This window comes from Terrabacter sp. 05T424 (assembly GCF_056396225.1).
The window spans coordinates 35494-61048 of the sequence record NZ_JBFTLB010000014.1 but is presented as its reverse complement, the minus strand read 5'-3'; the positions used below and the strand labels follow the sequence as shown (position 1 = coordinate 61048).

The 25555-nt window shown below is 71.8% G+C and carries 31 protein-coding genes; 7 read left to right on the top strand and 24 right to left on the bottom strand.

Features of this window, described 5'->3' with window-relative positions:
- Positions 1–1503, bottom strand: coding sequence for a cysteine--tRNA ligase (gene cysS, locus AC1DE0_RS20860; RefSeq protein WP_478105244.1), 1503 nt, complete (start codon positions 1501–1503; stop codon positions 1–3).
- A gap of 118 nt (positions 1504–1621) precedes the next feature.
- Between cysS and AC1DE0_RS20855 the strand changes: the two genes are divergently transcribed.
- Entirely contained in the window at positions 1622–2380 is a 759-nt protein-coding gene (locus tag AC1DE0_RS20855; protein WP_478105242.1) for a hypothetical protein, read from the top strand.
- A 56-nt stretch (positions 2381–2436) separates the two neighbouring features.
- On the opposite strand, the gene AC1DE0_RS20850 is transcribed toward AC1DE0_RS20855, so the two are convergent.
- From AC1DE0_RS20850 to AC1DE0_RS20820, 7 genes are all read right to left on the bottom strand, one after another.
- Positions 2437–3111: an MBL fold metallo-hydrolase gene (locus AC1DE0_RS20850; protein WP_478105239.1), complete on the bottom strand. Its 675-nt coding sequence runs from the start codon at positions 3109–3111 to the stop codon at positions 2437–2439.
- Positions 3108–4190, bottom strand: a complete 1083-nt coding sequence (locus tag AC1DE0_RS20845) for an S-(hydroxymethyl)mycothiol dehydrogenase (protein WP_478105235.1) — start codon at positions 4188–4190, stop codon at positions 3108–3110. Before AC1DE0_RS20845 ends, AC1DE0_RS20850 begins: the two co-directional genes overlap by 4 nt.
- 124 nt (positions 4191–4314) lie before the next feature.
- Positions 4315–5025 carry a hypothetical protein gene (locus tag AC1DE0_RS20840; protein WP_478105233.1) on the bottom strand — a complete coding sequence of 237 codons (711 nt, stop codon included), beginning with the start codon at positions 5023–5025 and terminating at the stop codon, positions 4315–4317.
- Between the two features lie 99 nt (positions 5026–5124).
- The gene (gene ispF / locus AC1DE0_RS20835; protein ID WP_478105229.1) at positions 5125–5622 is read right to left on the bottom strand and encodes a 2-C-methyl-D-erythritol 2,4-cyclodiphosphate synthase; all 498 of its coding nucleotides are present in this window, start codon (positions 5620–5622) and stop codon (positions 5125–5127) included.
- Entirely contained in the window at positions 5622–6419 is a 798-nt protein-coding gene (locus AC1DE0_RS20830; protein WP_478105225.1) for an SDR family oxidoreductase, read from the bottom strand. The genes ispF and AC1DE0_RS20830 overlap by 1 nt, the downstream gene beginning before the upstream one ends.
- A 61-nt stretch (positions 6420–6480) precedes the next feature.
- Positions 6481–7188 carry a 2-C-methyl-D-erythritol 4-phosphate cytidylyltransferase gene (gene ispD / locus AC1DE0_RS20825; RefSeq protein ID WP_478105223.1) on the bottom strand — a complete coding sequence of 236 codons (708 nt, stop codon included), beginning with the start codon at positions 7186–7188 and terminating at the stop codon, positions 6481–6483.
- A gap of 14 nt (positions 7189–7202) precedes the next feature.
- Positions 7203–7685: a CarD family transcriptional regulator gene (locus AC1DE0_RS20820; protein ID WP_030199704.1), complete on the bottom strand. Its 483-nt coding sequence runs from the start codon at positions 7683–7685 to the stop codon at positions 7203–7205.
- 296 nt (positions 7686–7981) lie between these two features.
- Here AC1DE0_RS20820 and AC1DE0_RS20815 point away from each other — a divergent pair, with 296 nt between their 5' ends.
- Positions 7982–8503 (top strand): hypothetical protein, encoded by a 522-nt coding sequence (locus AC1DE0_RS20815; protein WP_478105220.1) that lies wholly within the window; start codon positions 7982–7984, stop codon positions 8501–8503.
- Positions 8504–8611: 108 nt separating this feature from the next.
- On the opposite strand, the gene AC1DE0_RS20810 is transcribed toward AC1DE0_RS20815, so the two are convergent.
- Together AC1DE0_RS20810 and AC1DE0_RS20805 are read right to left on the bottom strand one after the other, a co-directional pair.
- A complete protein-coding gene (locus AC1DE0_RS20810; RefSeq protein WP_478105218.1) occupies positions 8612–9295 on the bottom strand; it encodes a response regulator in 684 nt (227 codons plus the stop codon).
- Positions 9296–9350: 55 nt separating this feature from the next.
- Complete coding sequence (locus AC1DE0_RS20805) at positions 9351–10655, bottom strand: sensor histidine kinase (RefSeq protein WP_478105215.1); 1305 nt, start codon at positions 10653–10655, stop codon at positions 9351–9353.
- A 279-nt stretch (positions 10656–10934) separates the two neighbouring features.
- Here AC1DE0_RS20805 and phoU point away from each other — a divergent pair, with 279 nt between their 5' ends.
- Positions 10935–11651: a phosphate signaling complex protein PhoU gene (phoU, locus tag AC1DE0_RS20800; protein ID WP_478105212.1), complete on the top strand. Its 717-nt coding sequence runs from the start codon at positions 10935–10937 to the stop codon at positions 11649–11651.
- Positions 11652–11731: 80 nt separating this feature from the next.
- On the opposite strand, the gene AC1DE0_RS20795 is transcribed toward phoU, so the two are convergent.
- From AC1DE0_RS20795 to mshA, 3 genes are all read right to left on the bottom strand, one after another.
- Positions 11732–12475, bottom strand: a complete 744-nt coding sequence (locus AC1DE0_RS20795; protein WP_478105209.1) for a phosphoglyceromutase — start codon at positions 12473–12475, stop codon at positions 11732–11734.
- A gap of 24 nt (positions 12476–12499) precedes the next feature.
- Positions 12500–12976, bottom strand: a complete 477-nt coding sequence (locus tag AC1DE0_RS20790) for a YbjN domain-containing protein (protein ID WP_478105310.1) — start codon at positions 12974–12976, stop codon at positions 12500–12502.
- An 86-nt stretch (positions 12977–13062) separates the two neighbouring features.
- The gene (gene mshA, locus AC1DE0_RS20785) at positions 13063–14382 is read right to left on the bottom strand and encodes a D-inositol-3-phosphate glycosyltransferase (protein ID WP_478105308.1); all 1320 of its coding nucleotides are present in this window, start codon (positions 14380–14382) and stop codon (positions 13063–13065) included.
- Between the two features lie 121 nt (positions 14383–14503).
- On the opposite strand from mshA, the gene AC1DE0_RS20780 reads away from it, so the two are divergent.
- Positions 14504–15328 (top strand): class I SAM-dependent methyltransferase, encoded by an 825-nt coding sequence (locus AC1DE0_RS20780; protein WP_478105207.1) that lies wholly within the window; start codon positions 14504–14506, stop codon positions 15326–15328.
- 69 nt (positions 15329–15397) lie between these two features.
- Positions 15398–16330: an MEDS domain-containing protein gene (locus tag AC1DE0_RS20775; protein WP_478105204.1), complete on the top strand. Its 933-nt coding sequence runs from the start codon at positions 15398–15400 to the stop codon at positions 16328–16330.
- Between the two features lie 123 nt (positions 16331–16453).
- Here the strand turns inward: AC1DE0_RS20775 and AC1DE0_RS20770 are convergent, their stop codons facing one another.
- The 9 genes from AC1DE0_RS20770 to AC1DE0_RS20730 form a co-directional block, all read right to left on the bottom strand.
- Entirely contained in the window at positions 16454–16906 is a 453-nt protein-coding gene (locus tag AC1DE0_RS20770) for a phosphomannose isomerase type II C-terminal cupin domain (protein WP_478105202.1), read from the bottom strand.
- Between the two features lie 97 nt (positions 16907–17003).
- Positions 17004–17318 carry a DUF2516 family protein gene (locus AC1DE0_RS20765; protein WP_478105200.1) on the bottom strand — a complete coding sequence of 105 codons (315 nt, stop codon included), beginning with the start codon at positions 17316–17318 and terminating at the stop codon, positions 17004–17006.
- Positions 17319–17369: 51 nt separating this feature from the next.
- The gene (gene dtd / locus AC1DE0_RS20760; protein ID WP_478105196.1) at positions 17370–17795 is read right to left on the bottom strand and encodes a D-aminoacyl-tRNA deacylase; all 426 of its coding nucleotides are present in this window, start codon (positions 17793–17795) and stop codon (positions 17370–17372) included.
- Positions 17796–17806: 11 nt separating this feature from the next.
- Positions 17807–18799, bottom strand: coding sequence for an asparaginase (locus tag AC1DE0_RS20755; RefSeq protein ID WP_478105194.1), 993 nt, complete (start codon positions 18797–18799; stop codon positions 17807–17809).
- A 148-nt stretch (positions 18800–18947) separates the two neighbouring features.
- Entirely contained in the window at positions 18948–19955 is a 1008-nt protein-coding gene (locus AC1DE0_RS20750; protein WP_478105192.1) for a hypothetical protein, read from the bottom strand.
- A 1-nt stretch (position 19956) separates the two neighbouring features.
- Positions 19957–20439, bottom strand: coding sequence for a helix-turn-helix domain-containing protein (locus AC1DE0_RS20745; RefSeq protein WP_478105190.1), 483 nt, complete (start codon positions 20437–20439; stop codon positions 19957–19959).
- 170 nt (positions 20440–20609) lie between these two features.
- Complete coding sequence (locus AC1DE0_RS20740; RefSeq protein WP_478105188.1) at positions 20610–21473, bottom strand: beta-keto acid cleavage family enzyme; 864 nt, start codon at positions 21471–21473, stop codon at positions 20610–20612.
- A 35-nt stretch (positions 21474–21508) separates the two neighbouring features.
- Positions 21509–22555 (bottom strand): CAF17-like 4Fe-4S cluster assembly/insertion protein YgfZ, encoded by a 1047-nt coding sequence (ygfZ, locus tag AC1DE0_RS20735; protein WP_478105186.1) that lies wholly within the window; start codon positions 22553–22555, stop codon positions 21509–21511.
- 28 nt (positions 22556–22583) lie between these two features.
- Positions 22584–23081, bottom strand: coding sequence for a heme-binding beta-barrel domain-containing protein (locus AC1DE0_RS20730; protein ID WP_478105183.1), 498 nt, complete (start codon positions 23079–23081; stop codon positions 22584–22586).
- A gap of 23 nt (positions 23082–23104) precedes the next feature.
- Here AC1DE0_RS20730 and AC1DE0_RS20725 point away from each other — a divergent pair, with 23 nt between their 5' ends.
- Positions 23105–23476, top strand: a complete 372-nt coding sequence (locus tag AC1DE0_RS20725) for a DsrE family protein (RefSeq protein WP_478105179.1) — start codon at positions 23105–23107, stop codon at positions 23474–23476.
- Between the two features lie 94 nt (positions 23477–23570).
- Here the strand turns inward: AC1DE0_RS20725 and AC1DE0_RS20720 are convergent, their stop codons facing one another.
- Both AC1DE0_RS20720 and AC1DE0_RS20715 read right to left on the bottom strand, forming a co-directional pair.
- Positions 23571–24383: a hypothetical protein gene (locus tag AC1DE0_RS20720; protein WP_478105176.1), complete on the bottom strand. Its 813-nt coding sequence runs from the start codon at positions 24381–24383 to the stop codon at positions 23571–23573.
- 6 nt (positions 24384–24389) lie between these two features.
- The gene (locus AC1DE0_RS20715; protein ID WP_478105173.1) at positions 24390–24662 is read right to left on the bottom strand and encodes a MoaD/ThiS family protein; all 273 of its coding nucleotides are present in this window, start codon (positions 24660–24662) and stop codon (positions 24390–24392) included.
- A gap of 51 nt (positions 24663–24713) precedes the next feature.
- Between AC1DE0_RS20715 and AC1DE0_RS20710 the strand changes: the two genes are divergently transcribed.
- A complete protein-coding gene (locus AC1DE0_RS20710) occupies positions 24714–25418 on the top strand; it encodes a response regulator transcription factor (protein ID WP_478105171.1) in 705 nt (234 codons plus the stop codon).
- The last annotated feature ends 137 nt before the right edge of the window (positions 25419–25555 follow it).

Sequence of the window (25555 nt, the reverse complement as noted above, 5' to 3'; positions counted from 1 at the left end):
TCAGCCCTGTGCCTTCTCGGCCCCGTGGGCCGCGTTCGTGGAGTCGAGTGGGTCGGGTGCGTCGGTCGCACCTGCCCGCGTGGGGCGGGCGAGCGACCACTGGGCGCCCGACTGGGTGTCGGTGATCTCGATGCCGACCGCGGTCAGCGTGTCGCGGATCTCGTCGGCGCGCTCGAAGTCGCGCTCCTGGCGGGCGACCTGACGGGCGTCGAGCTGGGCGCGCACCAGGGCGTCGAGGGCGAGCTCGGCGGCGGCGTCCTCGCGGCTGCCGCCGGAGCCCCAGTGGGCCGCGAGCGGGTTGACGCCGAGCACCTCGGTCATCGCGATGACCGCGGCAGCAGCCTCGACCGCGGCCTCGTCGTCGTCCTCGTCGAGGGCACTGTTGCCGGCCCGCACGGTGTCGTGCACGACGGCGAGCGCCCCGCTGACACCGAGGTCGTCGTCCATCGAGGCGACGAACGCCTCGGGAAGCGCGTCGGCCGCGAGCGGCTCGACGGCGCCTCGCCGCGACGCACGCTCGAGGAAGCCCTCGATGCGCTCGACGGCGGCGGCTGCCTCGTCGAGCGACCCGGGGTGGTACTCGATCATCGAGCGGTAGTGCGCGGCGGTGAGGTAGTAGCGCAGCACGATCGGCCGCGTCTGCTCGAGCAGGTGACGCACCTCGAGGGCGTTGCCGAGCGACTTGCCCATCTTCTGGCCCTTGACCGTCACCCACGCGTTGTGGAGCCAGTAGCGGGCGAAGCCGAGCCCCGCGGCCCGCGACTGCGCCTGCTCGTTCTCGTGGTGCGGGAAGCGCAGGTCGATGCCGCCGCCGTGGATGTCGAACTCGTCGCCGAGCCAGCGGCGCGCCATCGCCGAGCACTCGAGGTGCCAGCCGGGGCGGCCGATGCCGAACGGCGTCGGCCACGAGGCGCTCTCGGGCTCGTCGGACTTGCGGCCCTTCCAGAGCGCGAAGTCGCGCGGGTCGCGCTTGCCTCGCGGGTCGGCGTCGTCGGCACTGGCCATGTCGTCGAGCGACTGGCCCGTGAGCGAGCCGTACTCGGGCCACGAGCGCACGTCGAAGTACACGTCGCCGCTGCCGTCGGGGGCGGCATACGCGTGGCCCTTCTCGACGAGCGTCTCCATCAGCGTGATCATGTCGGGCACGTGGCCGGTGGCCCGCGGCTCGTAGGTGGCCGGCTCGACGCCCAGCGCGTCGAGCGCCTGCGACGTGAGCCGCTCGTTGCGGTAGGTGAGGGCGAACCAGTCCTCACCCGCCTCGGCGGCCTTGCGCAGCACCTTGTCGTCGATGTCGGTCACGTTGCGCACGAGCGTCACGTCGTAGCCGTGACCGGTCTCGAGCCAGCGGCGCAGCACGTCGAACGCGACGGCGAAACGGATGTGCCCGATGTGCGGTGCACCCTGCGTCGTGAGACCACAGATGTACATGCCGACCTTGCCCGTCTCGCGCGGCGTGAAGTCGCGCAGCTCCCGGGTAGCGGTGTCGAACAGTCGTAGGGTCACCCGCTGAAGTCTATCGGCGCGTCGCGTCGCACCCGACCACGCGCGCCCGAGCACGTATGCCGTCCGGCCGGCGCGCGCTGACCGCCTCCGCGAGCGTCCCCGCGGCTACGCTCGCGCCATGGCGGAACCGCGGCTGACGAGCTACGAGCGGCTCGACGGCTCCGAGGTGCGGGCCGTCATCACCTACCTGGGCGAACGCATCGACACCTACCTGCCGCGACATCCCGGGCTGCGCGCCGCGACCGACGAGCTCGGCAAGGTCGTCGACGGCCTCCAGGAGCGACGGCGGAGCGCGCCCCGGCAGCGGGCCGCGCTGCTGCTCGTCTCACGGGTGCTGATCGGAATCGTCGCAGCCGTGTCGCTCGTCGCCGTGGCGATCGCGGTCCGCGACGCGGTGGGCCGCGCCGGCAAGCTGGCCGCCTTCGAGTGGCTGCCCGTGCTCGAGAGCCTGATCAACGACCTCGTCTTCGCCGGCATCGCCATCTGGTTCCTGCTCTCTTTGGCCGACCGGGTGGTGCGCAACGACCTGATCCGGCGCCTGCACCGGCTGCGCTCGCTGGCCCACATCATCGACATGCACCAGATGAGCAAGGACCCTGCACCCGTGCTCGGGCGCGCCGCTGCACCAGGGTCCGAGGGCGCAGATGGCGCCGGGCGCCTCAGCCCGCGCACGATGTCGGCGCGCGACTACGGCCTCTACCTCGAGTACTGCTCCGAGCTGCTCTCGCTGACCTCCAAGGCGGCAGCCCTGTGCGCCGAGGAGTCGACCGACGCCCTGGTGCTCGACACGGTGAGCGAGATCGAGAACCTCACGACCGGGATGAGCCGCAAGATCTGGCAGAAGATCAGCCTCCTCCGCCAGACCCCACACACCTGAGAGTCATCGAGAAAGCAATCCGTCCGGCGGACGGATTGCTTTCTCGATGGAAATGATCAGTGGCCGCGGCGGACCCACTCGTCGACGTCGGGCTGTTCAGCGGCGATGGTCGTCGCGTCGCCGTGGCCGACGAGCACCGTCGTCTCCGGCGGCAGCGACAGCAACCGCTCGCGGATCGAGTCGACGATGGTCGGGAAGTCGGAGAAGGACCGGCCCGTCGCGCCMGGGCCGCCCTGGAAGAGCGTGTCGCCCGTGAAGACGACGCCGAGGTCGGGCACGTGGAAGCAGCAGGCGCCGGGTGCGTGGCCCGGCGTGTGGAGCACGACGAGCGCGACGTCGCCGACCTGCACGACGTCACCGTCGGCGAGGTCCTGCGACGGCGCGAGGTCGGAGTGGCTCTGGTCCCACAGCACGCGGTCATCCGGGTGGAGGGCGACCTCGGCGTCGGGGTGGGCGGCCAAAAGCTCGGGCACGACGGTCACGTGGTCGTCGTGCGCGTGCGTGAGCAGCACGTGCGTCAGGCGCCGGTCGCCGACGAGCTCGAGGATCGGGGCAGCGTCGTGCGGGGCGTCGATGACGACGCATGACTCGTCGTCACCGACGACCCACACGTTGTTCTCGACGTCCCACGTGCCGCCGTCGAGGCTGAACGTGCCCGACGTCGTCGTGTGGTCGATCCGCACACCGCCCGGCGAGGGCTTGGTCCGCTCTGCGCCACCGTCGGCGCTCACAGCTCGACCACCGATCGCAGCACCTCGCCGGCGTGCATCTTGTCGAACGCAGCCTCGATGTCGCCGAGGCCGATCCGCTCCGTGACGAAGGCGTCGAGGTCGAAGCGGCCCTGCTTGTAGAGGTCGACGAGCATCGGGAAGTCACGGCTCGGCAGGCAGTCGCCGTACCAGCTCGACTTCAGCGCGCCCCCGCGGCCGAAGATCTCGATCATCGGCAGGGTGACCTGCTTGTCGGGCGTGGGAACACCGACGAGCACGACGGTGCCGGCGAGATCCCTGGCGTAGAAGGCCTGCTCGTACGTCTCCGGCCGTCCGACTGCCTCGACGACGACGTCGGCGCCGTTGCCACCCGTCAGGCCGCGGATCGCCTCGACCGGGTCGGTGTCGGCGCTGTTGACGGTGTGCGTGGCACCGAAGTGCTTGGCCTGCTCGAGCTTCCGGTCGTCGATGTCGACGGCGATGATCGTCGTCGCACCCGCGACCTTGGCCCCAGCGATGGCGGCGTTGCCCACGCCGCCGCAGCCGATGACGGCGATCGAGTCGCCGCGGCCGACTCCGCCGGTGTTGACGGCCGCGCCGAAGCCCGCCATGACACCGCAGCCGAGCAGGCCCACGGCGGCCGCATCTGCCTCGGGCACCTTCGTGCACTGGCCGGCGGCGACGAGTGTCTTCTCGATGAACGCGCCGATGCCTAGAGCCGGTGAGAGCTCGGTGCCGTCGGTGAGCGTCATCTTCTGCGTGGCGTTGTGCGTGTTGAAGCAGTACCAGGGCTTGCCCTTGGCGCAGGCCCGGCACTGGCCGCAGACGGCCCGCCAGTTGAGGATGACGAAGTCCCCCGGCGCGACGTCCGTGACGCCCTCGCCGACGGCCTCGACCGTTCCGGCGGCCTCGTGGCCGAGCAGGAACGGGTAGTCGTCGTTGATGCCACCCTCGCGGTAGTGCAGGTCGGTGTGGCACACGCCGCACGTCTTGATCGCGACGACCGCTTCGCCCGGGCCGGGGTCGGGCACGACGATGTCGACGACCTCGACGTCGGCCCCCTTTGCGCGGCTGATGACACCCTTCACGGTCTGCGGCATTGCGGCTCCTCCTCGTTCGCTGGTGGCGCCCGACCCGCGACAGGGGCTCAGCCGCGCGGGTCGGGTCGGTTCGCACCCAACGTACGACGAGTCAGGTCGGCCCACGCGGCCGCTCCGGCTCAGGTCAGCGACCGCGGCCCTTACCGGTGCTGCCGTCGTCGTCGACCACCTCAGGGTCGGTCCACTCCTCGGCGTTCCGATCGGCAGCGTGCCCGTCGGGCACGTCAGCGTCAGCGACGTCACGGCCGGCGACGTCACGGCCGGCGACGTCACGGTCGGCGACGTCACGGTCGTTCCAGTCGCCATCGCTCCGGTCCCGACCGTTCAGCTCACCGCCCGGCTCCTCCCGGCCGACGGGCCCGGGACCGGCCTGGTCTCGGCGATCCCACTCCGGGTCGGCCCGGTCTGGGCCATCCTGCCGCCGGCCGGTTGCCGCCTTCAGGCGGTTGCTGTCCTCGTCGAGGCGGTGGCCCTCCTTGTCGGTGCCGACGTCGGGGTCGTGCAGGTCGGCCTCGCGCAGCCGCTCGTCGCGCGCCCGGCGTACCTCCTCGGCGCCGCCGGCGCGCTGCTGGGCCTCCGCGTCGAGCCGCTCGGCCTCGACCTGGGCGCGTTGCGCCTGCGCCCGGGCCATCTGCGAGCGCGCCTGCGCCTCGGTCGCGGCGGCCTCACGCTCACGCAGGTCCTGGTCGTGCTCGCGGGCCTCGTCGCGGATCGCCGCCGCCCGCTCCCGCTGTGCCTCGGCCCTTCGGCCCCGACCGCGTGAGGCGACGAAGCCGATGATGGCGAGAACCACGACCACCGCCACGACGATCCAGATGATGGTGCCTGTTTGCATGCCGACCTCCTCGGCGGGCCACGCGCCGATGCGTCGCCCTACACCGATGGCGTACCCCGCCCCGACCTGTGCCAAGCGAACCGACCGTCGGGCGGGGCGTCAGGGGGTGCTGCCCACGGCGACGACGAGCGCGGTGGCGATCGCTGCGACCCCCTCGCCGCGGCCCGTGAGACCCAGCCCGTCGGTCGTGGTGCCGCACACCGACACCGCACCCCCCACGGCGGCAGACAGCGCGGCCTCCGCCTCGGCGCGCCGCGTCCCGACCTTCGGCCGGTTGCCGACCACCTGGACCGCGATGTTGCCGATCTCGTAGCCGGCCTCGCGCACGAGCCGAGCCGCCTCGGCGAGCAGCGTGACGCCGGAGGCGCCCGCGAGCTCGGGACGGCTCGTGCCGAAGTGCGCGCCGAGGTCGCCGATCCCCGCCGCGGAGAAGATCGCGTCGCAGGCGGCGTGAGCGGCGACGTCTGCGTCGGAGTGACCGTCGAGGCCACGCTCCCCCGGCCACCTCAGGCCCGCGACCCAGAGCTCACGGTCGGAGCCCTCGGGGGTGTACGCGTGGACGTCCACGCCGACGCCGACACGCGGGAGCGTCGTCATCAGGCCTGCTTCCAGTCGATCGGGCCGCGGTGCACCTTGTGCGGGGCGGCCTGGGCGACCGGCTTGATCACCATGGTGTCGATGTTGACGTGCTGGGGCAGGCCCACCACGAAGCCGACGCACTCGGCGACGTCGTCGGCGACGAGCGGGCGGTCGACGTTGTCGTAGACCTTGTCGGCGGCCGCCTGGTCGCCGTGCAGCCGGGTGAGCGAGAACTCCTCGGTGCGCACCATGCCGGGACGGATGTCGATCACCCTGATGTTCTCGCCATTGAGCTCGAGCCGGAGCGTCTCGGAGACCACCGAGGTGCCGTGCTTGGCGGCGACGTAGCCGGCGCCGCCCTCGTAGACGCGCTCGCCGGCGATCGAGCTGATGTCGACGATCGTGGCGCGGGCCGAACGCCGGAGCAGGGGCAGCGCGGCCTGGGTCACCCGGAGCGTGCCGACGACGTTGCTGGAGAACATCCGCTCCCACTCCTCGGGGTCGCCGTCCTCGACACGGGTCACGCCGAGGGCTCCGCCGGCGTTGTTGACGAGCACGTCGCATCGGCCGAGGCCCGCGACACCAGCCTCGACCGAGGCGGCGTCGGTGACGTCCATGACGACGGCGCGTGCGGTCCCACCGGCGCTCTCGACGGCGGCCACGACCTCGTCGAGCTTCTCGCGCCGGCGTCCCGCGACGACGACCTCGAAGCCGTCGGACGCGAGGCGGCGGGCGATGGCCGCGCCGATGCCGGTGCCGCCACCGGTGATGAGCGCGAGGGGGTGGGACGGGGTGGGGGTGCTCTCTTCGGTCACGCTGCCGAGGATAGGCCGCCCACCGCTTTGAGGTATTCGCCGGCCATTCCCGCCCGCGCGTTTACCTCAAACGGGTGGCGGGGAGGAGTCGGGCGGCGGTCTCGAGGTCGGCCGGGGTCGTCACCTTGAGTGCGCGGGGGTCGCCCTCGACGACGAGGACCCGCTCGCCGAGCCGCTCGACGAGGCCAGCGTCGTCGGTCGCGTCGCTCGAGACGGCATGGGCCCGCTCGAGCACGTCCCGTCGGAAGCCCTGCGGCGTCTGCACCGCTCGCAGCGCAGACCGGTCCGGCGTGCCGACGACGAAGCCCTCGGCGTCGACCTGCTTGATCGTGTCGACCACCGCGGTGCCGGGCACCACCGCAGCCGCTCCGCCCGCGACGGCAGCCACGACCCGGTCGAAGACCCCCACCGGCGTCAGGCACCGGGCCGCGTCGTGGACCAGCACGATCTCGACGGCCTCCCCGAGCACGGCCAGCCCGGCCGCGACGGAGTCGCCCCGCTCGGCCCCGCCGACGACGACGGTGACGGGCACGGACGACCCGAGCTCACGGCATACGCCATCGGCAAGGTCCACGGCGTCACCGCGGTGCGCGGCAGGAGCCACGACGACCACCTCGGACGTCGCCGCACACGAGAGAACCCCTCGCAGCGCGTGCCCGAGAAGGGGCACGCCCGCGAGGGGCACGAACGCCTTGGGGACCGAGGCCCCCAGACGTGAACCGGAGCCGGCCGCAACGACGATGACGCCGACGCGACCGGCTCCGGTCATGTGGTGTGAGCTGCTCAGGACGCGAGGACCTCGTCGAGGATGGTCTCGGCCTTCTCCTCGTCGGTCTTCTCCGCGAGCGCAAGCTCGGAGACGAGGATCTGGCGGGCCTTGGCGAGCATCCGCTTCTCGCCTGCGGACAGCCCGCGGTCCTGGTCACGACGCCACAGGTCGCGCACGACCTCGGCGACCTTGATGACATCACCCGACGCGAGCTTCTCGAGGTTCGCCTTGTAGCGACGCGACCAGTTGGTCGGCTCCTCCGTGTGCGGGGTGCGGAGCACCTCGAACACGCGGTCCAGCCCTTCCTGGCCCACGACGTCACGGACGCCCACGAGGTCGCAGTTCTCGGCTGGCACTTCGATCGTCAGGTCACCCTGAGCGACCTTGAGCTTGAGGTAGAGCTTGTCCTCTCCCTTGATCGTGCGTGTGTTGATCTCTTCGATGAGTGCAGCCCCGTGGTGGGGGTACACGACCGTCTCGCCGACCTTGAAAACCATCTGCTGTTTTCCCCTTTCGCGACCTCCAGATTATCACGATCCAGCGCCCATCGCGATTTCAGGATCCGGCATCATCGCAGGTCAGAGCCACAGTTCGACCCCAGGACGTCATCCTCAGCGTCTTGACAGTTGGCTGGTTCTCGTGCATCGCGCGAGCCTCTCGACGGGCCTTCACCCCTTCCCGGCGACGGTCGAGACCGACCCCCACCGCCGCTCGGGACCGGCCGCGGAGTCCGTCGGACCCGTTGCGGCGGGTGCACGACACGCCTGACACCCCCGCCGGTAGGCTGTCGCCCGTGAAGCGTCGAATCCTCGCCCAGGCCCCCGCGCGTCGCCCGTCCACCCGTCGGGTGTCGACGGTGCTGGCCGGCGTGGCCCTCGCCGCCGTGACGACCGGTTGCCAGGTCAACTCGCCCGTCCAGACCAACGTGGAGTACGCCCCCGCCGACGGCGTCCAGGCCGACGTGGGTGAGCTCGCCGTGCGCGACCTCGTGCTCATCGGCGACGGCAAGGGCACGGTCGTCATCTCTGGTTCGGCCATCAACCTCGGCCAGCAGGACATGACCGTCCAGATCGCGGCGCAGGCCGACCCCAACGCCACGACGCCCCCCACCGGCTCCGAAGTGCAGCTCGGCCCGCGCCAGCAGGTCGACCTGGCCACGAAGGGGCTGCAGCTGAGCGCCGTCAAGACCAAGCCGGGCGGCATCGTGCCGGTCACCGTCACGTCCAGCACCGGCGGCACAGCAGTCGTCAAGGTGCCGGTCCTGCCCGCCACCGGCTACTACACCACCCTCACGCCGGCGCCGACCGGAGCCTGACCCACACGTACGCGCGTAGACCGATCACGTACGCGAGGAGCGGCCCACCACGTGGTGGGCCGCTCCTCGTGTGTCCGGGTGTGCCGATTGTCCGGGTGCCCCCGAGGCTCAGCTGGCCTCGAACTTGTAGCCGAGCCCCCGCACCGTGACGATGTGCACCGGGTTGCCCGGGTCGGGCTCGATCTTGGCGCGCAGCCGCTTGACGTGGACGTCGAGGGTCTTGGTGTCGCCGACGTAGTCGCTGCCCCAGACGCGGTCGATCAGCTGCATCCGGGTCAGCACCCGACCCGAGTTGCGCAGCAGCATCTCGAGCAGCTCGAACTCCTTGAGCGGCAGCGAGGCGGATCGCCCCTCGACGCTGACGGTGTGGCGCTCGACGTCCATGCGCACCGGGCCCGCCTCGAGGGTCGAGGGCAGCAGGTCCTCGGGCTCGGCCAGGCGGCGCAGCACCGCCTTGACGCGCGCGAGCAGCTCGCGGCTCGAGTAGGGCTTCGTGACGTAGTCGTCGGCGCCGATCTCGAGCCCCACGACCTTGTCGATCTCGCTGTCCTTGGCCGTCAGCATGATGACGGGCACGGAGGAGCGCTGGCGCAGGGCCCGGCACACGTCGACGCCGGACAGCCCGGGCAGCATGAGGTCGAGGAGCACGAGGTCGGCGCCGTTCTTGTCGAACTCGGCCAGGCCGTCGGGCCCGGTCTCGGCCACGGCGACGTCGTAGCCCTCCTTCTTGAGCAGGTAGGACAACGGGTCGGAGAACGACACCTCGTCCTCGACGATGAGAATGCGACTCAAGACGTGCCTCTCGGGGTCAGGCGGCTGGCCGGCGGGGGGTTGGGTTGGGGTCTGGTCAGGCGTTGACGGTCGGGCCCGGACCGGTTCGGCGCGCGTCGGCCGCAGCCGGGGACGCTGGTTCGGGGGCCTCGGGACCCGGCCCGGCGGCATACGCCCCGGGTGGGTCGACGGCCACTGGCTCGGTGGGCGCGAGTGCCGTGGTGGTCATCGGTGCCGCGGGCTCGATGGACGCCGACGCGTTGGCAGCCGGCAGCTCGATGGTGAACGTCGAGCCGCGGCCGACCTCGGACCACACCGACACGTTGCCGCCGTGGTTGTCGGCGACGTGCTTGACGATCGCGAGGCCGAGCCCGGTGCCACCGGTCGCCCGTGAACGGGCCGTGTCGACGCGGTAGAAGCGCTCGAAGATGCGCTGCTGCTCGTCGGCCGGGATGCCCAGGCCCTGGTCGGTCACGGAGACCTCTATGACTCCGGGCCGCCCGCGGCGCACCTTGACCCCGACACGCGTGCCCTTCTCGGAGTAGGCGATGGCGTTGCCGATGAGGTTGCTGATCGCCGTCGTCACGAGCTCGGCGTCGCCCCACACCTCGCACCCGTCGTCGATCGCCGAGGCGAGCTCGATGCGGTTCTCCTCGGCCAGCAGGCGGCTGCGGTCGGCCGCGTCGCGGGCGCACGCGCCGACGTCGATGATGGCGGGGTCCTTGATCACGTCGGCGCCCTGCAGGCGCGACAGCTCGACGATCTCCTTGACGAGCCGCGTCAGGCGAGTGGACTCGACGCTGATCCGCTTGGCGAAGCGCGCGACGGCCTCGGGGTCGTCGTGCGCGTCGAGCACGGCCTCGGCGAGCAGCGAGATGCCACCCACCGGGGTCTTCAGCTCGTGGCTGACGTTGGCGAGGAAGTCGCGGCGGATCTCCTCGACCCGGGCCGCCTTCGACCGGTCCTCGACGAGCAGCAGCACGTGGTCCCCCCGCAGTGGCGCCACGCGGGCCGCGACGACGAGGCGGCCGTCGCCGAGGCCCTTCTGCAGGACCAGCTCGGCCTCGCGGATGACGCCGTCGCGGCGCACCGCCCTCGCGAGGTGCAGCAGCTCAGGGTGCACGAGCTCCTGGCCGCGGACCAGTCCCTGGGCCACGGCGGCCGGCGAGTTGTTGACGACCCGGTCGGACGAGTCGACGACGATGCCGCTCGAGCGCAGCACCGCGATCACCTCACCGACGCCCGGGGGCAGCGGCGGGTCGGGCGGTGCCGGGTCGTCAGCGGCGGACGAGCGGTCCGACAGGCGTACGGCGACCATCGCCACGCCGCCCAGGGCGAGGCCGGCGATGCCACCGAGCGTTGCCGCGGTCGTCGGGTCCACGACACTCAGCGTACGCATGCGCCCGGCAGGCTCTGACCACGCGCGGTCCCGTCGTGCGCGGCGCGAACCCAGTGTTCACCTGAGCGTCCCCACGCATTCACGCAGCCCTGCGAACCTCTGCACCAGCGGGGCCTGTGCGTCCCCGCGCGATGTGCCGCCCGCGCGCCCGCGCGGTGGCAGGCTGGAGCACGACGCCAGACACGACCAGCGCCCCGACCAGCGCCATGACGGTGCGAGACCGCGCCGACCACGGCACGACCGGCAACTGACAGGAAGACCATGCGCGACCAGTTCCACGAGGACCTCGACAACATCTCGGACCAGCTCGTCGAGCTGACCCGCCTCGCCGGGTCCGCCATCTCCCGCGCCACCACCGCGCTCCTCGACGCCGACGTCCACCTCGCGGAGTCGGTCATCGACGCCGACCGCAAGCTCGACGACATCCGCATCGAGCTCGACGAGATGTCGATCGACCTGCTCGCCCGCCAGCAGCCGGTCGCGACCGACCTGCGCATCGTCGTCACGGCGATGCACATGAGCTCCGACCTCGAGCGGATGGGTGACCTCGCGCGCCACGTCGCGAAGGTGGCCCGCCTGCGCACGCCCGACTCGGCCGTGCCGCCCGAGCTTCGCTCGCACATCCTGCAGATGGGGCAGGTCGCCGAGGCGATCGTCGCCAAGTGCGGATCGATCATCGCGAGCAAGGACGTCGCCGCCGCCATCGCCCTGGAGAAGGACGACGACGCGATGGACGAGCTGCACCGCCAGCTCTTCGCCGCGCTGCTCGACGAGAACACGACGTGGTCGCGCAGCTCGATCCTCGACCTGACGCTCGTCGGCCGCTACTACGAGCGCTTCGCCGACCACGCCGTCTCGGTGGCCCGCCGGGTCGTCTACCTCGTCACGGGCGAGTACGACTCCGAGGTCAGCTACGACCACGAGGACGCCGAGGACGCCGACGTGCTCGAGTCCATCGAGCACGACACCCCCGCCTGACCCCCACCTCAGTTTGAGCCCGTGGAGGGTTGACGTTGCCAGGGCAGCGTCAACCCTCCAACGGTCAGACGTGGAAGGGGTCAGCGGCCCTGGTTGGCGACGGCCTCGGCGGCAGCCTTGGCGGCCTCGGGGTCGAGGTAGCGCCCACCCCGCGTGACGGGACGGAACTGCTCGTCGAGCTCGTAGACGAGCGGCATACCCGTCGGGATGTTGAGGGCCGCGATGTCGTCGTCGGAGATCTCGTCGAGGGTCTTCACGAGGGCCCGCAGCGAGTTGCCGTGGGCCGCGACCATGACGGTGAGCCCGTCGGCGAGGTCGGTCTGGATCTCGTTCTCCCAGTAGGGCACGAGTCGGGCGACGACGTCCTTGAGGCACTCGGTCGACGGCATTGCGGGGCCGAGGCCGGCGTAGCGCGGGTCACCGTGCTGCGAGAACTCGTCGTCCTCGGCGATGGGCGGCGGCGGGGTGTCGTAGGAACGGCGCCACAGCATGAACTGCTCCTCACCGAACTCGGCGAGGGTCTGTTTCTTGTCCTTGCCCTGGAGCGCACCGTAGTGGCGCTCGTTGAGGCGCCAGTCACGCTTGACCGGGATCCAGTGGCGGTCGGCCGCGTCGAGCGAGAGGTTGGCGGTGTTGATGGCCCGGCGCTGCACCGACGTGTGCACGATGTCGGGGAGGATGCCGGCCTCCTTGAGCTGCTGGCCGGCCCGGACGGCCTCGGCGCGGCCCTTGTCGGTGAGGTCGACGTCGACCCAGCCGGTGAAGAGGTTCTTGGCGTTCCATTCGCTTTCGCCGTGGCGGACGAGGACGAGCGTGTAGGTCATGGCCGTCAGCCTAGCGACGGCCGTTCAGGCGCCCGAGCCGTCGTCCAGCAGGTGACGGAACGCGTCGAGGTTGCGCGTCGACTCCCCCCGCGAGACGCGCCAGGCCCACTCCTTCTTCATCGAGCCGAGGAAGCCGAGCGCCAACAGCTCGTTGAAGACGTCGTCGCTCGCACCCAGCACGATGCCGAAGAGCTGGTCGAGGTGCCCGGCGTCGAGCGCGACCGTTGGCACCTCGCCGCGGAGGTAGACGTCGCCGTCGGTGTCGATGGCGTACGAGACCCCCTGCAGGCGCAGGTTCTTGCGCAGCAGCGTGCGGTAGAAGGCCTCGTGGTTCTCGTCGGGGTTGCGGATGACGAACGCGCTGAGGCTGGTCGTGCGGTCGCGCACGAGCACGGATACGACCGTCTTCAGCTTCTTCTCGCCGGGCAGCGTCACGACGTACTCCCCCGGGCGGCCGCCGAGCTCCCACTCGAGCCCGACCGAGCCGAGGTATGCCGTCAGGCGGGCTTCCGCTGCGGCGCCGGCCTCCGCGCCGCTCGCGTCCGCCTCGCCCGTGGACTGTCCGTCGGCGTCGACCGCCTGCCCGCTCACGGGATGACCGCCGTCGGGACGCCGATGAGGGTCTGCCCCTCGTCGATCGGCGACTCGGCCGAACCGGTGGCGCGCTCGCGGATCGCCTGCCGGTAGACCTCGAGCAGCCGGTCGGTCGTCGCGGCCCACCCGAACTGCGCCGCGTGCTGGACAGCGGCTGCGCCTAGCTCGAGGCGTCGGTGGTCGTCTCGCAGCAGGGACTCGACGGCGTCGGTCCAGTCCGGGATGTCGTGGCCGTCGACGAGCACGCCGGCTTCGCCGACGGCGGTGGGCAGCCCACCGACGTGGGCGGCGACCACCGGGGTGCCGCATGCCCGGGCCTCGATGGCCACGAGTCCGAACGACTCGGAGTAGCTCGGCACGAGGACGAGGTCGGCAGCGCGGTACCACTGGGCGAGCGTGGGCCGGTCGACGGGGCGGACGAACCGGACGACGTCGTCGATGCCGAGGGTGCGGGCGAGCTCCTCGAGCTCGTGCGGGCGGCTCAGGCCGCTGCCGCTGGGGCCGCCGAGCACGGCGACGGTCAGCTGCTCGCGCCGGGACGGGTCGCGGCGCAGCAGCTCGTCGGCGACGCGCAACAGCACGTCCGGGGCCTTGAGCGGCTGGATGCGGCCGACGAACAGGAGCAGCCGGCCGTCGAGCGGCAGGCCGAGCTCACGTCGCGCAGCCCCGCGGTCGCCCGGTGAGAAGGTCGACAGGTCGACCCCCGGAGGCACGACGGACACCTTGCTCGGCGGGGCGGCATACAGCTCGACGAGCTCGCGGGCCTCGTCGTCGGTGTTGGCGATGAGGCGGTCGGCGGCCTCGACGACCTGGACCTCGCCGATCTCGCGCCCGCGCGGCTCGGGGCGGTCACCCTCGGCGAGGTGGAGGTTCTTGACGCGGGCCATCGTGTGCATGGTGTGGACGAGGGCCACGCGCCAGCGGTCGGCGGCGAGCCAGCCGACCTGGCCCGAGAGCCAGTAGTGCGAGTGGACGAGGTCGTAGTGGTCCTCGGGCACCGAGAGCCCGGCCTGCATGATGCCCGCAGAGAAGGCGCAGAGCTGGCCGGGGAGGTCCTCCTTGGCGAGGCCCTCGTAGGGGCCAGAGGTCACGTGGCGCACCTTCACGCCGGGTGCGAGGTCGACCTCGACGGGCGTCTCGCCGGTCGTGCGGCGGGTGAAGATGTCGACCTCCACGCCGCGCGCGGCGAGCTCTTTGGCCGTCTCGGCGACGTAGACGTTCAGCCCGCCCGCGTCACCCGTGCCCGGCTGCTCCAGCGGTGAGGTGTGGACGCTGATCATCGCCACCCGTCTCGGATCGGCCACCATCGGCATCCCTTCGTCCTGCGCGCACATGCTCTTCCCCGACTCAACCACACCGACGATTCGATGTATTCCGCGGTCGCCGGTGACCGCGGCATACATCGGGCCACAACACACCGCGTACGCTCGCGGCGTGGCCAGGCAGCGCCCCGTGGGGACCATCACGCGCGGGACGACCAACCCGAACCGGCTGCGCCGGTGCGACCGCTGGATCGCGGGACCGCAGGCGTGGCGTCTGCGACGAGCCACCACCACACCGGTCGTCGTCGACCTCGGCTACGGCGCCTCGCCGATCACGGCGGTCGAGCTGCACGACCGGCTGCGGCGCGTGCGACCTGACGTGCAGGTCGTCGGCATCGAGATCGACCCCGCACGCGTCGCCGCGGGACGTCCGCTCGAGCGCGACGGCCTGACGTTCCGGCTCGGCGGCTTCGAGGTGCCTCTCGACAGCGGCGCGAGCCCCACGGTGGTGCGGGCCTTCAACGTGCTGCGCCAGTACGCCGAGCACGAGGTCGCCGACGCGTGGGCCCTCGTGCAGGCGCGGCTGGCGCCCGACGGGCTGCTCGTCGACGGCACGTGCGACGAGATCGGCCGTCGTGCGGCGTGGGTGGCCGTCGACTCGACCGGCCCGCTCAGCCTCACCATCTCGCTGCGGATGGGCGGGCTCGAGCGCCCGTCCGACGTCGCCGAGCGGCTGCCCAAGGCCCTGATCCACCGCAACGTGCCGGGCGAACCGGTCCACGCGTTCCTCGCCGACCTCGACGGAGCGTGGGCCCGCAGCGCGCCGCAGTCGTCCTGGGGCGCCCGGCAGCGGTTCCTCGCGATGTGCGAGGACGTACGCCGTCGGTGGCCGCTCCTCGACGGGCCGTCGCGCTGGCGGCTGGGTGAGGTCACGGTCGACTGGGCGGCGGTCGCACCGACCCCCCGGGAACTCACAGGAGAATCAGCCGACCTGTGACCCTGCCGTCGGCGTAGCATCGGCACCATGTCGCTCGACGGCATGACCGCCTGGGGGCGAGGCCATGCAGTGAGTTTCTACGCACTCGACAGTGAGGGTATCGATGCCGTCGCGCGATTCGTCGCGGACGGGTGGGACCGAGACGAGTGCGTCGTCGTCGTGGCCACGGCCCAGCACCGAGCCGCCATCGCCGACCTGCTCACCCTTCGCGGCTACGACCCAGGTGCGCGCACCGAGCAGGGCCGCTACCTCGTGCTCGACGCCGTGGAGACCCTGCAGCAGATCATGCTCGACGGTCGCGTCGACCCCGACCGCTTCATGGAACGTGCCGGCCAGGTCATCGCAGAGGCCTCCTCCGCCGGGGTCCCCATCCGGGCGTTCGGCGAGATGGTCTCGCAGCTCTGGCAGAACGGCCTCGTCGAGGCGGCGATCGAGCTCGAGCTGATGTGGAACCTGCTGCTCCGTGAGCACGACTTCACGCTGCTCTGCGCCTACCCCACTGGTGCGTTCGAGCACGCCCAGCTCGTCGACGTGCGCCGGGTCTGCGAGCTGCACACCGACCTGCTGCCGCCGAGCTCCGTCTGGGAGGAGGGCGGGGTCGTCGAGGCGGGCCACGCCTGCTCGCGCGTCTACCTGCCGACCCCCGAGTCGGTGCCGGCGGCGCGGCACTTCGTCGTCGACGTGCTCCGTGCGTGGGGGCACGCCGATCTCGCCCCCGATGCGGCGCTGATCATCTCGGAGCTGGCCACGAACGCGCTGCACCACGCGGCCTCTCCGTTCCGCGCCGTCGTCGACCGGCGCCGCGGAGGCCTGCGGGTCGGCGTCGAGGACGCGACCAAGACCGCGCTGCAGCGGCGCGAGATCACCATCGACGACGTCAGCGGCCGAGGTGTCCACATCGTCGAGGCCCTGTCGGAGCGCTGGGGCTCCAGCCCCCTGCCGGGCGGCAAGGTGGTCTGGGCCGAGCTGCTGCTCGACCCGAGCCCCACGGGCGTCGGCTGAGCGCGACCGCGCAGGGCACCAAGCGGCGGATCAGTCTGCGACGGGGGCAGTCACGCCGAGCGCAGGTATGCCGCCGGGCCGGGCCAGGCGGCATACGTGGTCTGTTGCTGTGGACGGCACGCGTCAGCGGATGTAGTCGTCCTCGATGCGCTCGATGTCGGCCTCGTCGAAGTGGCCGAAGCCGACCTCGAGAAGACGGCCGGCGCGCTCGCCGGAGTTGCCCATGCGGTGCACCGCGTTGCGCGGCACCCAGACGGTCTCGCCCGGCTGGGCGGTCCAGGTGCGGTCGTCAACGGTGACCTCGATGGGCACGTCGAGCACCTGCCACATCTCGCCGCGGTGGTCGTGGCGCTGCAGCGAGAGCCGGTGCCCGGGCTGGACCGTGATGATCTTGACCGTGACCTGCTCGTTGGAGACGAACTGCTGGAACTGACCCCAGGGGCGCTCGGCGACGAAGATGTCATCGGCCGGGTTGCGGTCACCCAGGTCGTAGTCGTCAGGCGTGTGCGTCGGCCCGAGCTCGTGCTCGTGCGGCTCGAGCGCGGAGACGCTGCCAGCCCGGTGCTGGTCGGTCATGGTTCCCCCATCGTCGGTGAGTGCCAAGTGTGCCCTACCCGGACCGGCCCCCGAACCAGACGCAGAACCAGATGCCGGACGGAGTGGCCCACGCAGGTCACCACCCGCCGCTGGACCGGCCTCCGATGCCACGCACCTGGCGCAGGGCCGGGCGCACGTCGGCGAGATAGACGGCAGCGCCGACGAAGGCGATCAGGCCGAAGAGGCTGAGCGGGTTGAAGAGGGTGACGAACCCGATCGCCAGCGCGACACCGAGAATGACGAGCCAGAAGGTACGCGTGCGCTTGCCAGCCGCGACGTACGCCTTGTCGGGGTGGCGCAGGGCATCGACGAAGGCGAAGGCCTCGCAGCCGAGCGCGACCGCCCCCAGCACGAGGAGGACGATGTTCTGGAACCCCGAGTAGAGCTGCATGGAGGAAGCGTAACCCGCGGTGCTGAGAGCTCCCAGCGATCTCCCAGACGGCTACGCGTCGACGACGAGCGTCACCGGGCCGTCGTTGACGAGAGAGACCTCCATCATGGCGCCGAAGCGCCCCACCTCGACCTCGACGCCTCGCTCGCGCAGGGCGTCGACGAGCGCCTCGACGAGGGGCTCGGCCACGGGACCGGGCGCTGCCGCGCTCCACGACGGCCGGCGACCCTTGCGGGTGTCGGCGTAGAGCGTGAACTGGCTGACGACGAGCACCGGCGCCCCGGCGTCGAGGACGCTCTGCTCGTCGCGCAGGATGCGCAGCTCCGCGATCTTGCGCGCCATCCGCTCAACCTGCTCGGGTCCGTCGTCGTGGGTGACCCCGACGAGCGCGAGCAGGCCCGCGCGGCCGATCGCGCCGACCACCTCGCCCTCGACCTCGACGCGCGCGCTCGTGACGCGTTGCAGGACCGCCCGCATCGCGCGGACCGTCAGATGCCGACGGCGACGACGGCCCCGACCGGCTGGCCGTGGCCGAGCACCGGMGACTGCTCCAGGACGGCGAGCACCTCGTCGCTGCCGACCCCGATGCGACGCAGGACGGCGGCGAGCACGACGCTGCGGGCCCGGGACGTGCCGTCGGCGACCTTGACGGCGATCCCCCGGCCGTCGCGCAGCCCGACCGCGTAGACGGCCTCGGCCCCGTCCTTGGCGACGAGCCCGTCGACGCCACGGATCAGCGTGGTCACGTCGCGGTGGGTGCCTCCGAGGTACTCCGGGTAGTCGCGGATGGCCCGGGTGATCTTGGCCTCCGGTCCGTCAGTGGCAGAGGCGAGCCGCCCGAAGGCCCGCGCGAGGGCGGTCAGCGGGACGGCGTGAATCGGGGCTCCGCACCCGTCGACCGCGACGGCTGCCGGCTCGGCGCCGGTCAGCTCGCGCACCGTGTCGGCGACCGCGACCTGCAGGGGGTGGTCGAGTTCGCGGTAGCTCTCGAGGTCCCAGCCGTTGGCGACGCAGGTGGCGAGCATCGAGGCGTGCTTGCCCGAGCAGTTCTGCACGATCGACTGCTTGGGCTGGCCGTTCGCGACCCAGGCGATGCGTGCGGCCTCGTCGTACGGGTAGTCAGGTGTGTTCTGCAGCGCGGTCTCGGGCACGCCGGCGCCGGCGAGGATCTCGCGGGCGGCGTCGATGTGGAACTGCTCGCCCGAGTGGCTGGCGCACGCGAGGGAGAGGAGGCGGCCGTCGGTGTCGAGGCCGTGGCGCACCATCGCGAGCGCCTGGATCGGCTTGCTCGAGCTGCGCGGGAAGACGGGCCCGCTGGCGTCACCGACCTCGAGCTCGACGGACCCGTCGGGGCCGGTCACGACGGCGGTCCCGTGGTGGACCGACTCGACGAAGCCGGCCCGGACGACGTGGGCGACGACCGGCGCTGCCGCGAGGGCCGCGCTGACGGGGGTGGACGCGGTGGCAAGGTGATCCGACACGCCCCGCAGTATGCCGGAGCCTGCCGCGGGCGACTTCCGCCAGGGTCGCAGGTCGGGGCGGTCAGGCAACGCGACGAGGCCGCCACCCGGTCGGGTGACGGCCTCGTGCCGGCTGTCGCGGCTCCGGCCGGAGTCGCGACCGGCAGGGTCAGCTCGTTGCCGAGGTGGCCTTCGCGGCAGTGCTCTTGGCCGGCCTCGCCTTCTTCGCGGTCGCGGCCGCGCTCTTGGCGGTGTCGGTCGTCTTGGCGGCCGCCTTCTTGGCCGTCTTCTTGGCCGTCTTCTTGGCTGCGCGCTTGGCCGGGGCGACCTTGCGGGCCGCGGTGGCCTGCGGGTCGTCGGTCGTGGCCGAGCTGCGGGCGGCGACCTTGCGGGTCGTCGTCGCCTCGACCTCGTTGGCCTTGCGCGTGGCGGCCGCCTTCTGGGCGGACGAGCTGCGGATGGCCTTCTCGTGGGCGGCGGTGCGCTTCGGCTCGACCGGAGCAGCGGCGGCCTCGACGGCCTGCGCCGACTTCTCGACCTGGGCGCCGACCTTGGAGGCGTCCTTGACGACGACGTCCATGAGGCCCTGGGCGACCTTCTCGCCCTCGCTCACGGCGGTCTCGGCGACGCGACGGCCGCGGGTCACGGTGGCGGTGCCACGCTCGGCGAGGCCGAACGCGGTGCGCTCACCCTGGGCCCGCAGGTCGGTGACGACCTTCTCGCCGCGAGCAGCGGCGGCGTCGTACTGGTCCTTGGCGTTGCTCGCGATGACTAGGCCCTCGTTGAGGACGCGCGCCGGGAGGTCCTGCGCCTGCGTGACGAATCGGTCGGCGTACCTGGTCGCGAGCTTCTGCAGCTCGACCGTGCGGCCCTGGAGGTCGACGATCCGCTTCTGGAGCTCCTTCTGCAGCTGGTCGGCCTCCTTCTTGGCGCCCTTGCGCAGGTCGACCGTCTTGGCCTGCTTGCGTGCGGCCTCGAGCTGCTCGCTCGCGGAGCGGACCGTGTCGATGGCGATGTTGGCGGCGCCGACGACGGCGTAGAACGGCGTCGGGTCGACCGAGACCTCGGGCAGCTTGCCGTCGACCTGACCGAGCTGGCCACGCACGTCGGCGACGGCAGCCTCGGCCTGCTTCTGGGCGTCCTTGACGGCCTTGGTGATCTTCTTGCTGAGAGCCATGTCAGTTCTCCTTCTGGATGGACTCGTTGAGCTCTGGTGGTGCGTCAGCGACGCTGCTGCGCGTGGGGCGCCGGCGTGCTGCCGGCTTTCGTGCGTCGGGGTTCCGAGGGCTGCTGGGGGCCGGCGTTCCGGCCTCGCCCACGAACGACAGGTAGATGTCGACGAGCACCGCGCGCTGTCGGTCGGTGAGAACCGGGTCGGCTGCGATGGCGGAGAGGACGTCGGGGCCGGCAGCAGGGTCGTGGTCGACGACCCGCTCGTCGAGGATGCCGGCCCGGACGTAGAGCGACTCGGCCGAGACCTGCAGCCCCTTGGCGATCTGCTGCAGGATCTCGGCGCTCGGGCGCTTCAGCCCTCGCTCGATCTGCGACAGGTAGGGGTTGGAGATGCCGGCCATGTCGGCAAGCTGGCGCAGCGACAGCTGGGCACCCTCGCGCTGTTCGCGCAGGTATGCCCCGAGGTCGGGTAGCGGAAGCTTGCTCATGCCTCCATTGTGCTAACTGGAGCAAGCAAAATGCAAACTCCGGGCAGCGTGAGGCGTCCCACACCGCCGCGCCGACACAGCACAGCGCCCACACGACGGTAGGACTCGCCCAGCAAAGTGCCCACTCGACCTTCTCGGTCGAGTGGGCACTTTTCTGCGGGAGAGCGTGCTCAGCGGGTGCGGCGGTCCTTGATCGCGAGCATCTCGCGCGCCTCGGTGGTCGTCATGGCCGGGCGCTGCATGACGCTCGCGATCTGGGCGGCCCGCGCCACGAGCTCGCGGTTGTGCTCGACGGGGCGGCCCTTGGCGTACATGAGGTTGTCCTCCATGCCGACGCGCAGGTGGCCGCCCGCGGAGAGCGCCGCGGCGACGATCGGCAGGTGGGCGCGGCCGATACCCGTGGCCGACCAGCTGGTCACCTCGGTAGGCAGCATCGCGACGCCTGCCATCAGGGCCTGCGGGGTGCCGGGCATCGAGCCGGGAACGCCGGTGACGAAGTCGACGTGCACCTTGCCGCCGAACGGAAGGCCGCACTGGTCGATGAGCCGGCGGAGGGCATGCACGTGGCCGAGCTCGAACAGCTCGAACTCCGGCACCACCTCGCGCTCCTGGGCCTGCGTGTAGAGGTCGACCATGAAGCCCCAGGGGTTGAGGAAAACACCGTCGCCGAAGTTGGTCGTGCCGCAGGTGAGCGAGCACGAGTCGGGGTCGGCGTCGAGCACGGTGAGGCGCTGGTCGAGGGGGTCGGTGACGGCGCCTCCCGTCGAGAGCTGCACGACCAGGTCGGTGGCCTCACGCACGCCGTCGACGGCCTCCTTGAGGAAGGCCCCGTCGAGGGTGGGCTGGTGCTCGCGGTCGCGGACGTGGATGTGGATGAGCGCGGCACCGGCCTGCTCGCACGCGACGGCGGTCTCGACCAGCTCCTCGGGAGTCGTCGGCAGGGCCGGCACGTCGGCCTTGGCGGTCTCGGCGCCGGTGGGCGCGACGGTGATCAGGGTGCTCCCTGAGCCGAACGGGGTGCGTGCGGTGCTCATGCCGCACATCCTGCCAGCGCCCATGGCGCCGTCGGTCAGGGGGCGACGATGATCGTCTGCGCTGCCGAGAGCCCCTCGACGAGCAGGTCGAGCGTCGGGTCGGTGTTGCGCTTGATGACGGCGAGCGCGATGGGTCCGTCGACGTGGTGGCGACCGACGGAGGTCACGTGGCCGACGACCCGCTCACCGGCATACACGTCGCTGCCCCGCGCGGGCAGCAGGTGGCCCGAGCCGTCGAGGTGGAGGAAGACGAGGCGCCTCGGCGGGCGGCCGAGGTTGTGCACGCGGGCCACCGTCTCCTGGCCGCGGTAGCAGCCCTTGTGCAGGTGCACGGCGGTGCGCAGCCAGTCGACCTCGTGGACGATGGTGCGGTGGTCGGTCTCGAGGCCGAGCCTCGGACGCCAGGCGGCGATGCGCAGCGCTTCGGCTGCCCACAGCCCCGCGAGTGGCCGATCACCCACTGTCGCAACGAGATCGGCGCGTCGCACGAGGACCTCGCGCCACGCGCGCTCGGTGCCGGGATGCTCGTCGACCGGGCCGTATGCCGTCGTGTCGCCGACGAGGTCGGGCCACGGGTCGCGCCACGCGAGGGGCTCGCCGTCGCCGCACTCGCTCGCGTGCGGCTCGCCGAGCACGGCCCACTCGTCGGTGACGAGGGCGACCTCGACGCGCAGCATGAAGCGCATCCGGTCGAGCCAGTCGGCCAGGGCCCGGCCGGCGCCGGGCTCGGTCGTGATCCACGTCGTCGCGCCGTCGTCGACGAGGTGGAGCGAGTGCTCGACGTGCCCCTTCGGCGTGAGGATGAGCGCCTCGCGCGACTGCCGGGGCTCGAGGCCGAGCAGGTGCTGGGTGGTGAGCGAGTGCAGCCAGCTGAGGCGGTCGGGGCCGGAGACCGTGACGACGTCGCGGTTCGACAGGTCGACGACGGCGAGGCCCTCCTCGAGGAGACGCTGCTCGCGCATCGGGTCGCCGTAGTGCAGCGCCACACCGGACTCGAGGCCCTCCCCCGCGACCGCACCCGGCCGCGCGAGCAGGGGGCTCCGGGCCGTCGTGGGACGGGTGGGCAGCTCGACGTCGCTCATGCTCGGGGCAACGCTGACGGCATACGGCTCATTCCACGCGCTTCAGGGTCGCGGACACGTGGCTCTGGATCTCCTGGCCGACGGCGGCCATGTCCATCACCCACATGAGCTGTGACTCCACGAGGCCGTACATGCGCGTCGCCGCGTTGTACTCCTTGGCGCCGGGCGCGCGGAGCACGCCGTCGGTCTTCAGCTGCACCTTGGCCGGCTCGATCTTGCCGTAGTAGAGCTCGAGGATGCCGGTCGGGTGGGCCAGCAGCAGCTCGACCTCGCCGTTCTCGAGCGGGCGCCAGAAACCGGACTCGACGGCGGCGGGGCGCACCTTGGCGCCGTTCTCGGAGTCGAGGATCCACGCCCTGCTCTCCCACTTGAGGAAGCCGCGCCCGTCGTGCGTCACCTCGATCTCCTGGCCGAAGTGCGCCGACTCGATCGTGGGGTAGCCGACGACCCCGGCGCCCTCCCAGCGTCCGATGAGCCACGCGAGGGGACGCAGCGGCTCGGGGATGTCCTGGTCGAGGTTGAACATGCGCCCGATCGTAGCCTGATCCCATGGACACCCCCGCGCGCTCGCTCGTCGTCAAGGTCACCGCCGGAACCGAGGCGCCAGAACGTCTCTCGCAGGCCTTCACGGTCGCCGCGACGGCGGTCGCGAGCGGTGTCGACGTGTCGCTGTGGCTCACCGGTGAGTCGACGTGGATGGCCGTGCCGGGGCGTGCCGAGGAGTTCGAGCTGCCGTATGCCGCACCGCTGGTCGAGCTGCGCGACGCGGTGCTCGCGGGCGGCCGGCTGACCGTGTGCACGCAGTGCGCGGCTCGGCGTGGGCTGACCGACGACCAGCTCGTCGAGGGCGCGGTGATCAAGGGCGCCGCCGTCTTCGTCGAGGAGGCGCTGGCCCCCGGCGCCCAGGCCCTCGTCTACTGACCGCGCCGCCACCCGTTTGAGGTATACGCGCCGTTGTTCTTGCGGCGGGTTTACCTCAAACGGGTGGGTGCCGGGGTCGGGTGGGGGGTGGGTGTCAGGTGAGGACGGAGAAGAGGTGCACGACGGCGCCCACGACGAGCACCGATCCGACGCCGGAGCCGATCTGGCCACGGCGGGTCAGCATCGCCGGCTGCAGCGACAGCACCCGTCGGAACGACCACGACACGGTGCCGACGGCGGCCCCGACGCCGAGCGCCTCGAGAGCACCGACCTCGTCGAAGAAGTTGGCCGCCACGAGCGACGCCACGACCGACACCGCGAGCGCCACGAGCCCGAGGAACGGCGCGAGCACCCGCACGCCCGGCAACAGGTCGACGGCGACGGTTGCCCCGACGGCCGCCATCGCCACGACGGCGACCGCCTGACCGCGGTCGCTGTTGGCCGCCACGACCGCCGTGGTGCCCGACGCGATGACGGCGAGGCCTCCGAACGCCGAGAGCAGCGTGAGCACGAGTCCCTCACGCCCGGTGCGCCGCACGAGCTGGCCGGAGAAGGCGAGCAGGATGCCGAAGGCCACGGCGGCCGGGACCCAGAGGAGGTCCTGGCGCAAGGCGCTCAGCACCATCGCCACCGAGCTCGCAGCGAGCGCGACCGTCGTGGCCATCGGCGTGTAGGAGCCGCTCAGCAGCGGCCAGCCCCACGCCACCGCCAGGGCGAGCACGAGCGTGACAGCCAGCGTGGCGGCATACCCGTTGCCCTGGGCGACGAGGAGCGCCACGGCCGACACGAAGGTCGCGCCCACCCCGAACCAGCGGATGTGGTCGGCGCGGACCGGCGACAGCGGCAGGCGGAGCGACCCTTCCGGGGCTCCCGTGCGGGCTGCGTCGTCGTCAGGCACGGGGGCCATTGTGCATCACCCGCCGGCGAACGGCGGCAGCACCTCGACCGTCGCGCCGGGAGTCACGACCTGTTCGCGACCGACCTTGCGCCCGTCGAGCAGGAAGCTCGCGACCGTGGCCACGTGACCCAGGGCCGGGTGCGCGACCACGGCGCCGTCGACGACCTCGCCGACGGTCGCGCCGGAGCGCTCCTCGCTGTCGGTGCCCGTCGCCGCGCGGGCCGCCGCCCAGTAGCGCACGGTGACCTTCGGCGCTGCCGTCGTGGTGGCCATCTCGCTCCGTCTCATGGTTGGTGTGGTCCCGTCCCGGGGTGACCAGTCTCGCCTATCCTGCATGAGATGGCCCGACTGCTGCTGCTGACCAACGCGCTCGCACCGAGCGCCGAGGTACTGCCCGCGCTCGGTCTGCTGAGCCACACGGTCCGCATCCTGCCCGCCGAGGCCACCGCGCTCGTCGACTCGCCCGACTGCGACGTCGTCATCGTCGATGCGCGACGAGAGCTTGCGAGCGCCCGGTCGCTGTGCCGGGTGCTGCGCACCACCGGAATCGGCACTCCCCTGCTGGCCGTCCTCACCGAGGGCGGCCTCGCTGGTCTCACAGCCGAGTGGGGTCTCGACGACGTGCTGCTCGACTCGGCCGGGCCGGCCGAGGTGGATGCCCGGCTGCGGCTCGTGATGACGAAGGGTCAGGACGACGAGGCCGACCTCGACATGCCGATCACGTCGGGCGAGCTCGTCATCGACGAGGCCAGCTACTCGGCGAAGTTCCGCGGCCACCCGCTCGACCTCACCTACAAGGAGTTCGAGCTGATCAAGTACCTCGCCCAGCACCCCGGTCGGGTCTTCACCCGCGCCCAGCTGCTGCAGGAGGTCTGGGGCTACGACTACTACGGCGGCACGCGCACCGTCGACGTGCACGTGCGCCGCCTGCGGGCCAAGCTCGGGCCCGACCACGAGGCGCTCATCGGCACGGTCCGCAACGTCGGCTACCGCCTCGTGCCCGACCGGCCCGAGGCACCAGCCGCGCAGACCGCCGACGCCTGAGGCGCAGGTCCAGGACGCCGACACGCGACCTCGAGTGTGCCCTGCCTCGAGCAGTGGTTGCCATTCAAGACAGAGGTGCCCGTATGCCGCTGAGCGAGCTCGGCGGCATACGGGCACCTGAGTAGTGCTGGGACTAG

Excerpts from the sequence above, each read along its gene's own strand:
- AC1DE0_RS20710 (WP_478105171.1), top strand. The coding sequence starts at position 24,714 with ATGGCCCGACTGCTGCTGCTGACCAACGCGCTCGCACCGAGCGCCGAG.
- AC1DE0_RS20770 (WP_478105202.1), bottom strand. The coding sequence starts at position 16,906 with ATGACCGACCAGCACCGGGCTGGCAGCGTCTCCGCGCTCGAGCCGCAC.
- AC1DE0_RS20730 (WP_478105183.1), bottom strand. The coding sequence starts at position 23,081 with ATGTTCAACCTCGACCAGGACATCCCCGAGCCGCTGCGTCCCCTCGCG.
- AC1DE0_RS20750 (WP_478105192.1), bottom strand. The coding sequence starts at position 19,955 with ATGGCTCTCAGCAAGAAGATCACCAAGGCCGTCAAGGACGCCCAGAAG.
- AC1DE0_RS20740 (WP_478105188.1), bottom strand. The coding sequence starts at position 21,473 with ATGAGCACCGCACGCACCCCGTTCGGCTCAGGGAGCACCCTGATCACC.
- ispF (WP_478105229.1), bottom strand. The coding sequence starts at position 5,622 with ATGACGACGCTCCCGCGTGTCGGCGTCGGCGTGGACGTCCACGCGTAC.
- AC1DE0_RS20820 (WP_030199704.1), bottom strand. The coding sequence starts at position 7,685 with ATGGTTTTCAAGGTCGGCGAGACGGTCGTGTACCCCCACCACGGGGCT.
- AC1DE0_RS20765 (WP_478105200.1), bottom strand. The coding sequence starts at position 17,318 with ATGCAGCTCTACTCGGGGTTCCAGAACATCGTCCTCCTCGTGCTGGGG.
- AC1DE0_RS20845 (WP_478105235.1), bottom strand. The coding sequence starts at position 4,190 with ATGCCGCAGACCGTGAAGGGTGTCATCAGCCGCGCAAAGGGGGCCGAC.
- ygfZ (WP_478105186.1), bottom strand. The coding sequence starts at position 22,555 with ATGAGCGACGTCGAGCTGCCCACCCGTCCCACGACGGCCCGGAGCCCC.
- phoU (WP_478105212.1), top strand. The coding sequence starts at position 10,935 with ATGCGCGACCAGTTCCACGAGGACCTCGACAACATCTCGGACCAGCTC.
- dtd (WP_478105196.1), bottom strand. The coding sequence starts at position 17,795 with ATGCGGGCGGTCCTGCAACGCGTCACGAGCGCGCGCGTCGAGGTCGAG.
- AC1DE0_RS20745 (WP_478105190.1), bottom strand. The coding sequence starts at position 20,439 with ATGAGCAAGCTTCCGCTACCCGACCTCGGGGCATACCTGCGCGAACAG.
- AC1DE0_RS20715 (WP_478105173.1), bottom strand. The coding sequence starts at position 24,662 with ATGAGACGGAGCGAGATGGCCACCACGACGGCAGCGCCGAAGGTCACC.
- AC1DE0_RS20855 (WP_478105242.1), top strand. The coding sequence starts at position 1,622 with ATGGCGGAACCGCGGCTGACGAGCTACGAGCGGCTCGACGGCTCCGAG.
- AC1DE0_RS20795 (WP_478105209.1), bottom strand. The coding sequence starts at position 12,475 with ATGACCTACACGCTCGTCCTCGTCCGCCACGGCGAAAGCGAATGGAAC.
- ispD (WP_478105223.1), bottom strand. The coding sequence starts at position 7,188 with ATGACCGGAGCCGGTCGCGTCGGCGTCATCGTCGTTGCGGCCGGCTCC.
- AC1DE0_RS20840 (WP_478105233.1), bottom strand. The coding sequence starts at position 5,025 with ATGCAAACAGGCACCATCATCTGGATCGTCGTGGCGGTGGTCGTGGTT.
- AC1DE0_RS20725 (WP_478105179.1), top strand. The coding sequence starts at position 23,105 with ATGGACACCCCCGCGCGCTCGCTCGTCGTCAAGGTCACCGCCGGAACC.
- AC1DE0_RS20720 (WP_478105176.1), bottom strand. The coding sequence starts at position 24,383 with ATGGCCCCCGTGCCTGACGACGACGCAGCCCGCACGGGAGCCCCGGAA.
- mshA (WP_478105308.1), bottom strand. The coding sequence starts at position 14,382 with ATGCCGATGGTGGCCGATCCGAGACGGGTGGCGATGATCAGCGTCCAC.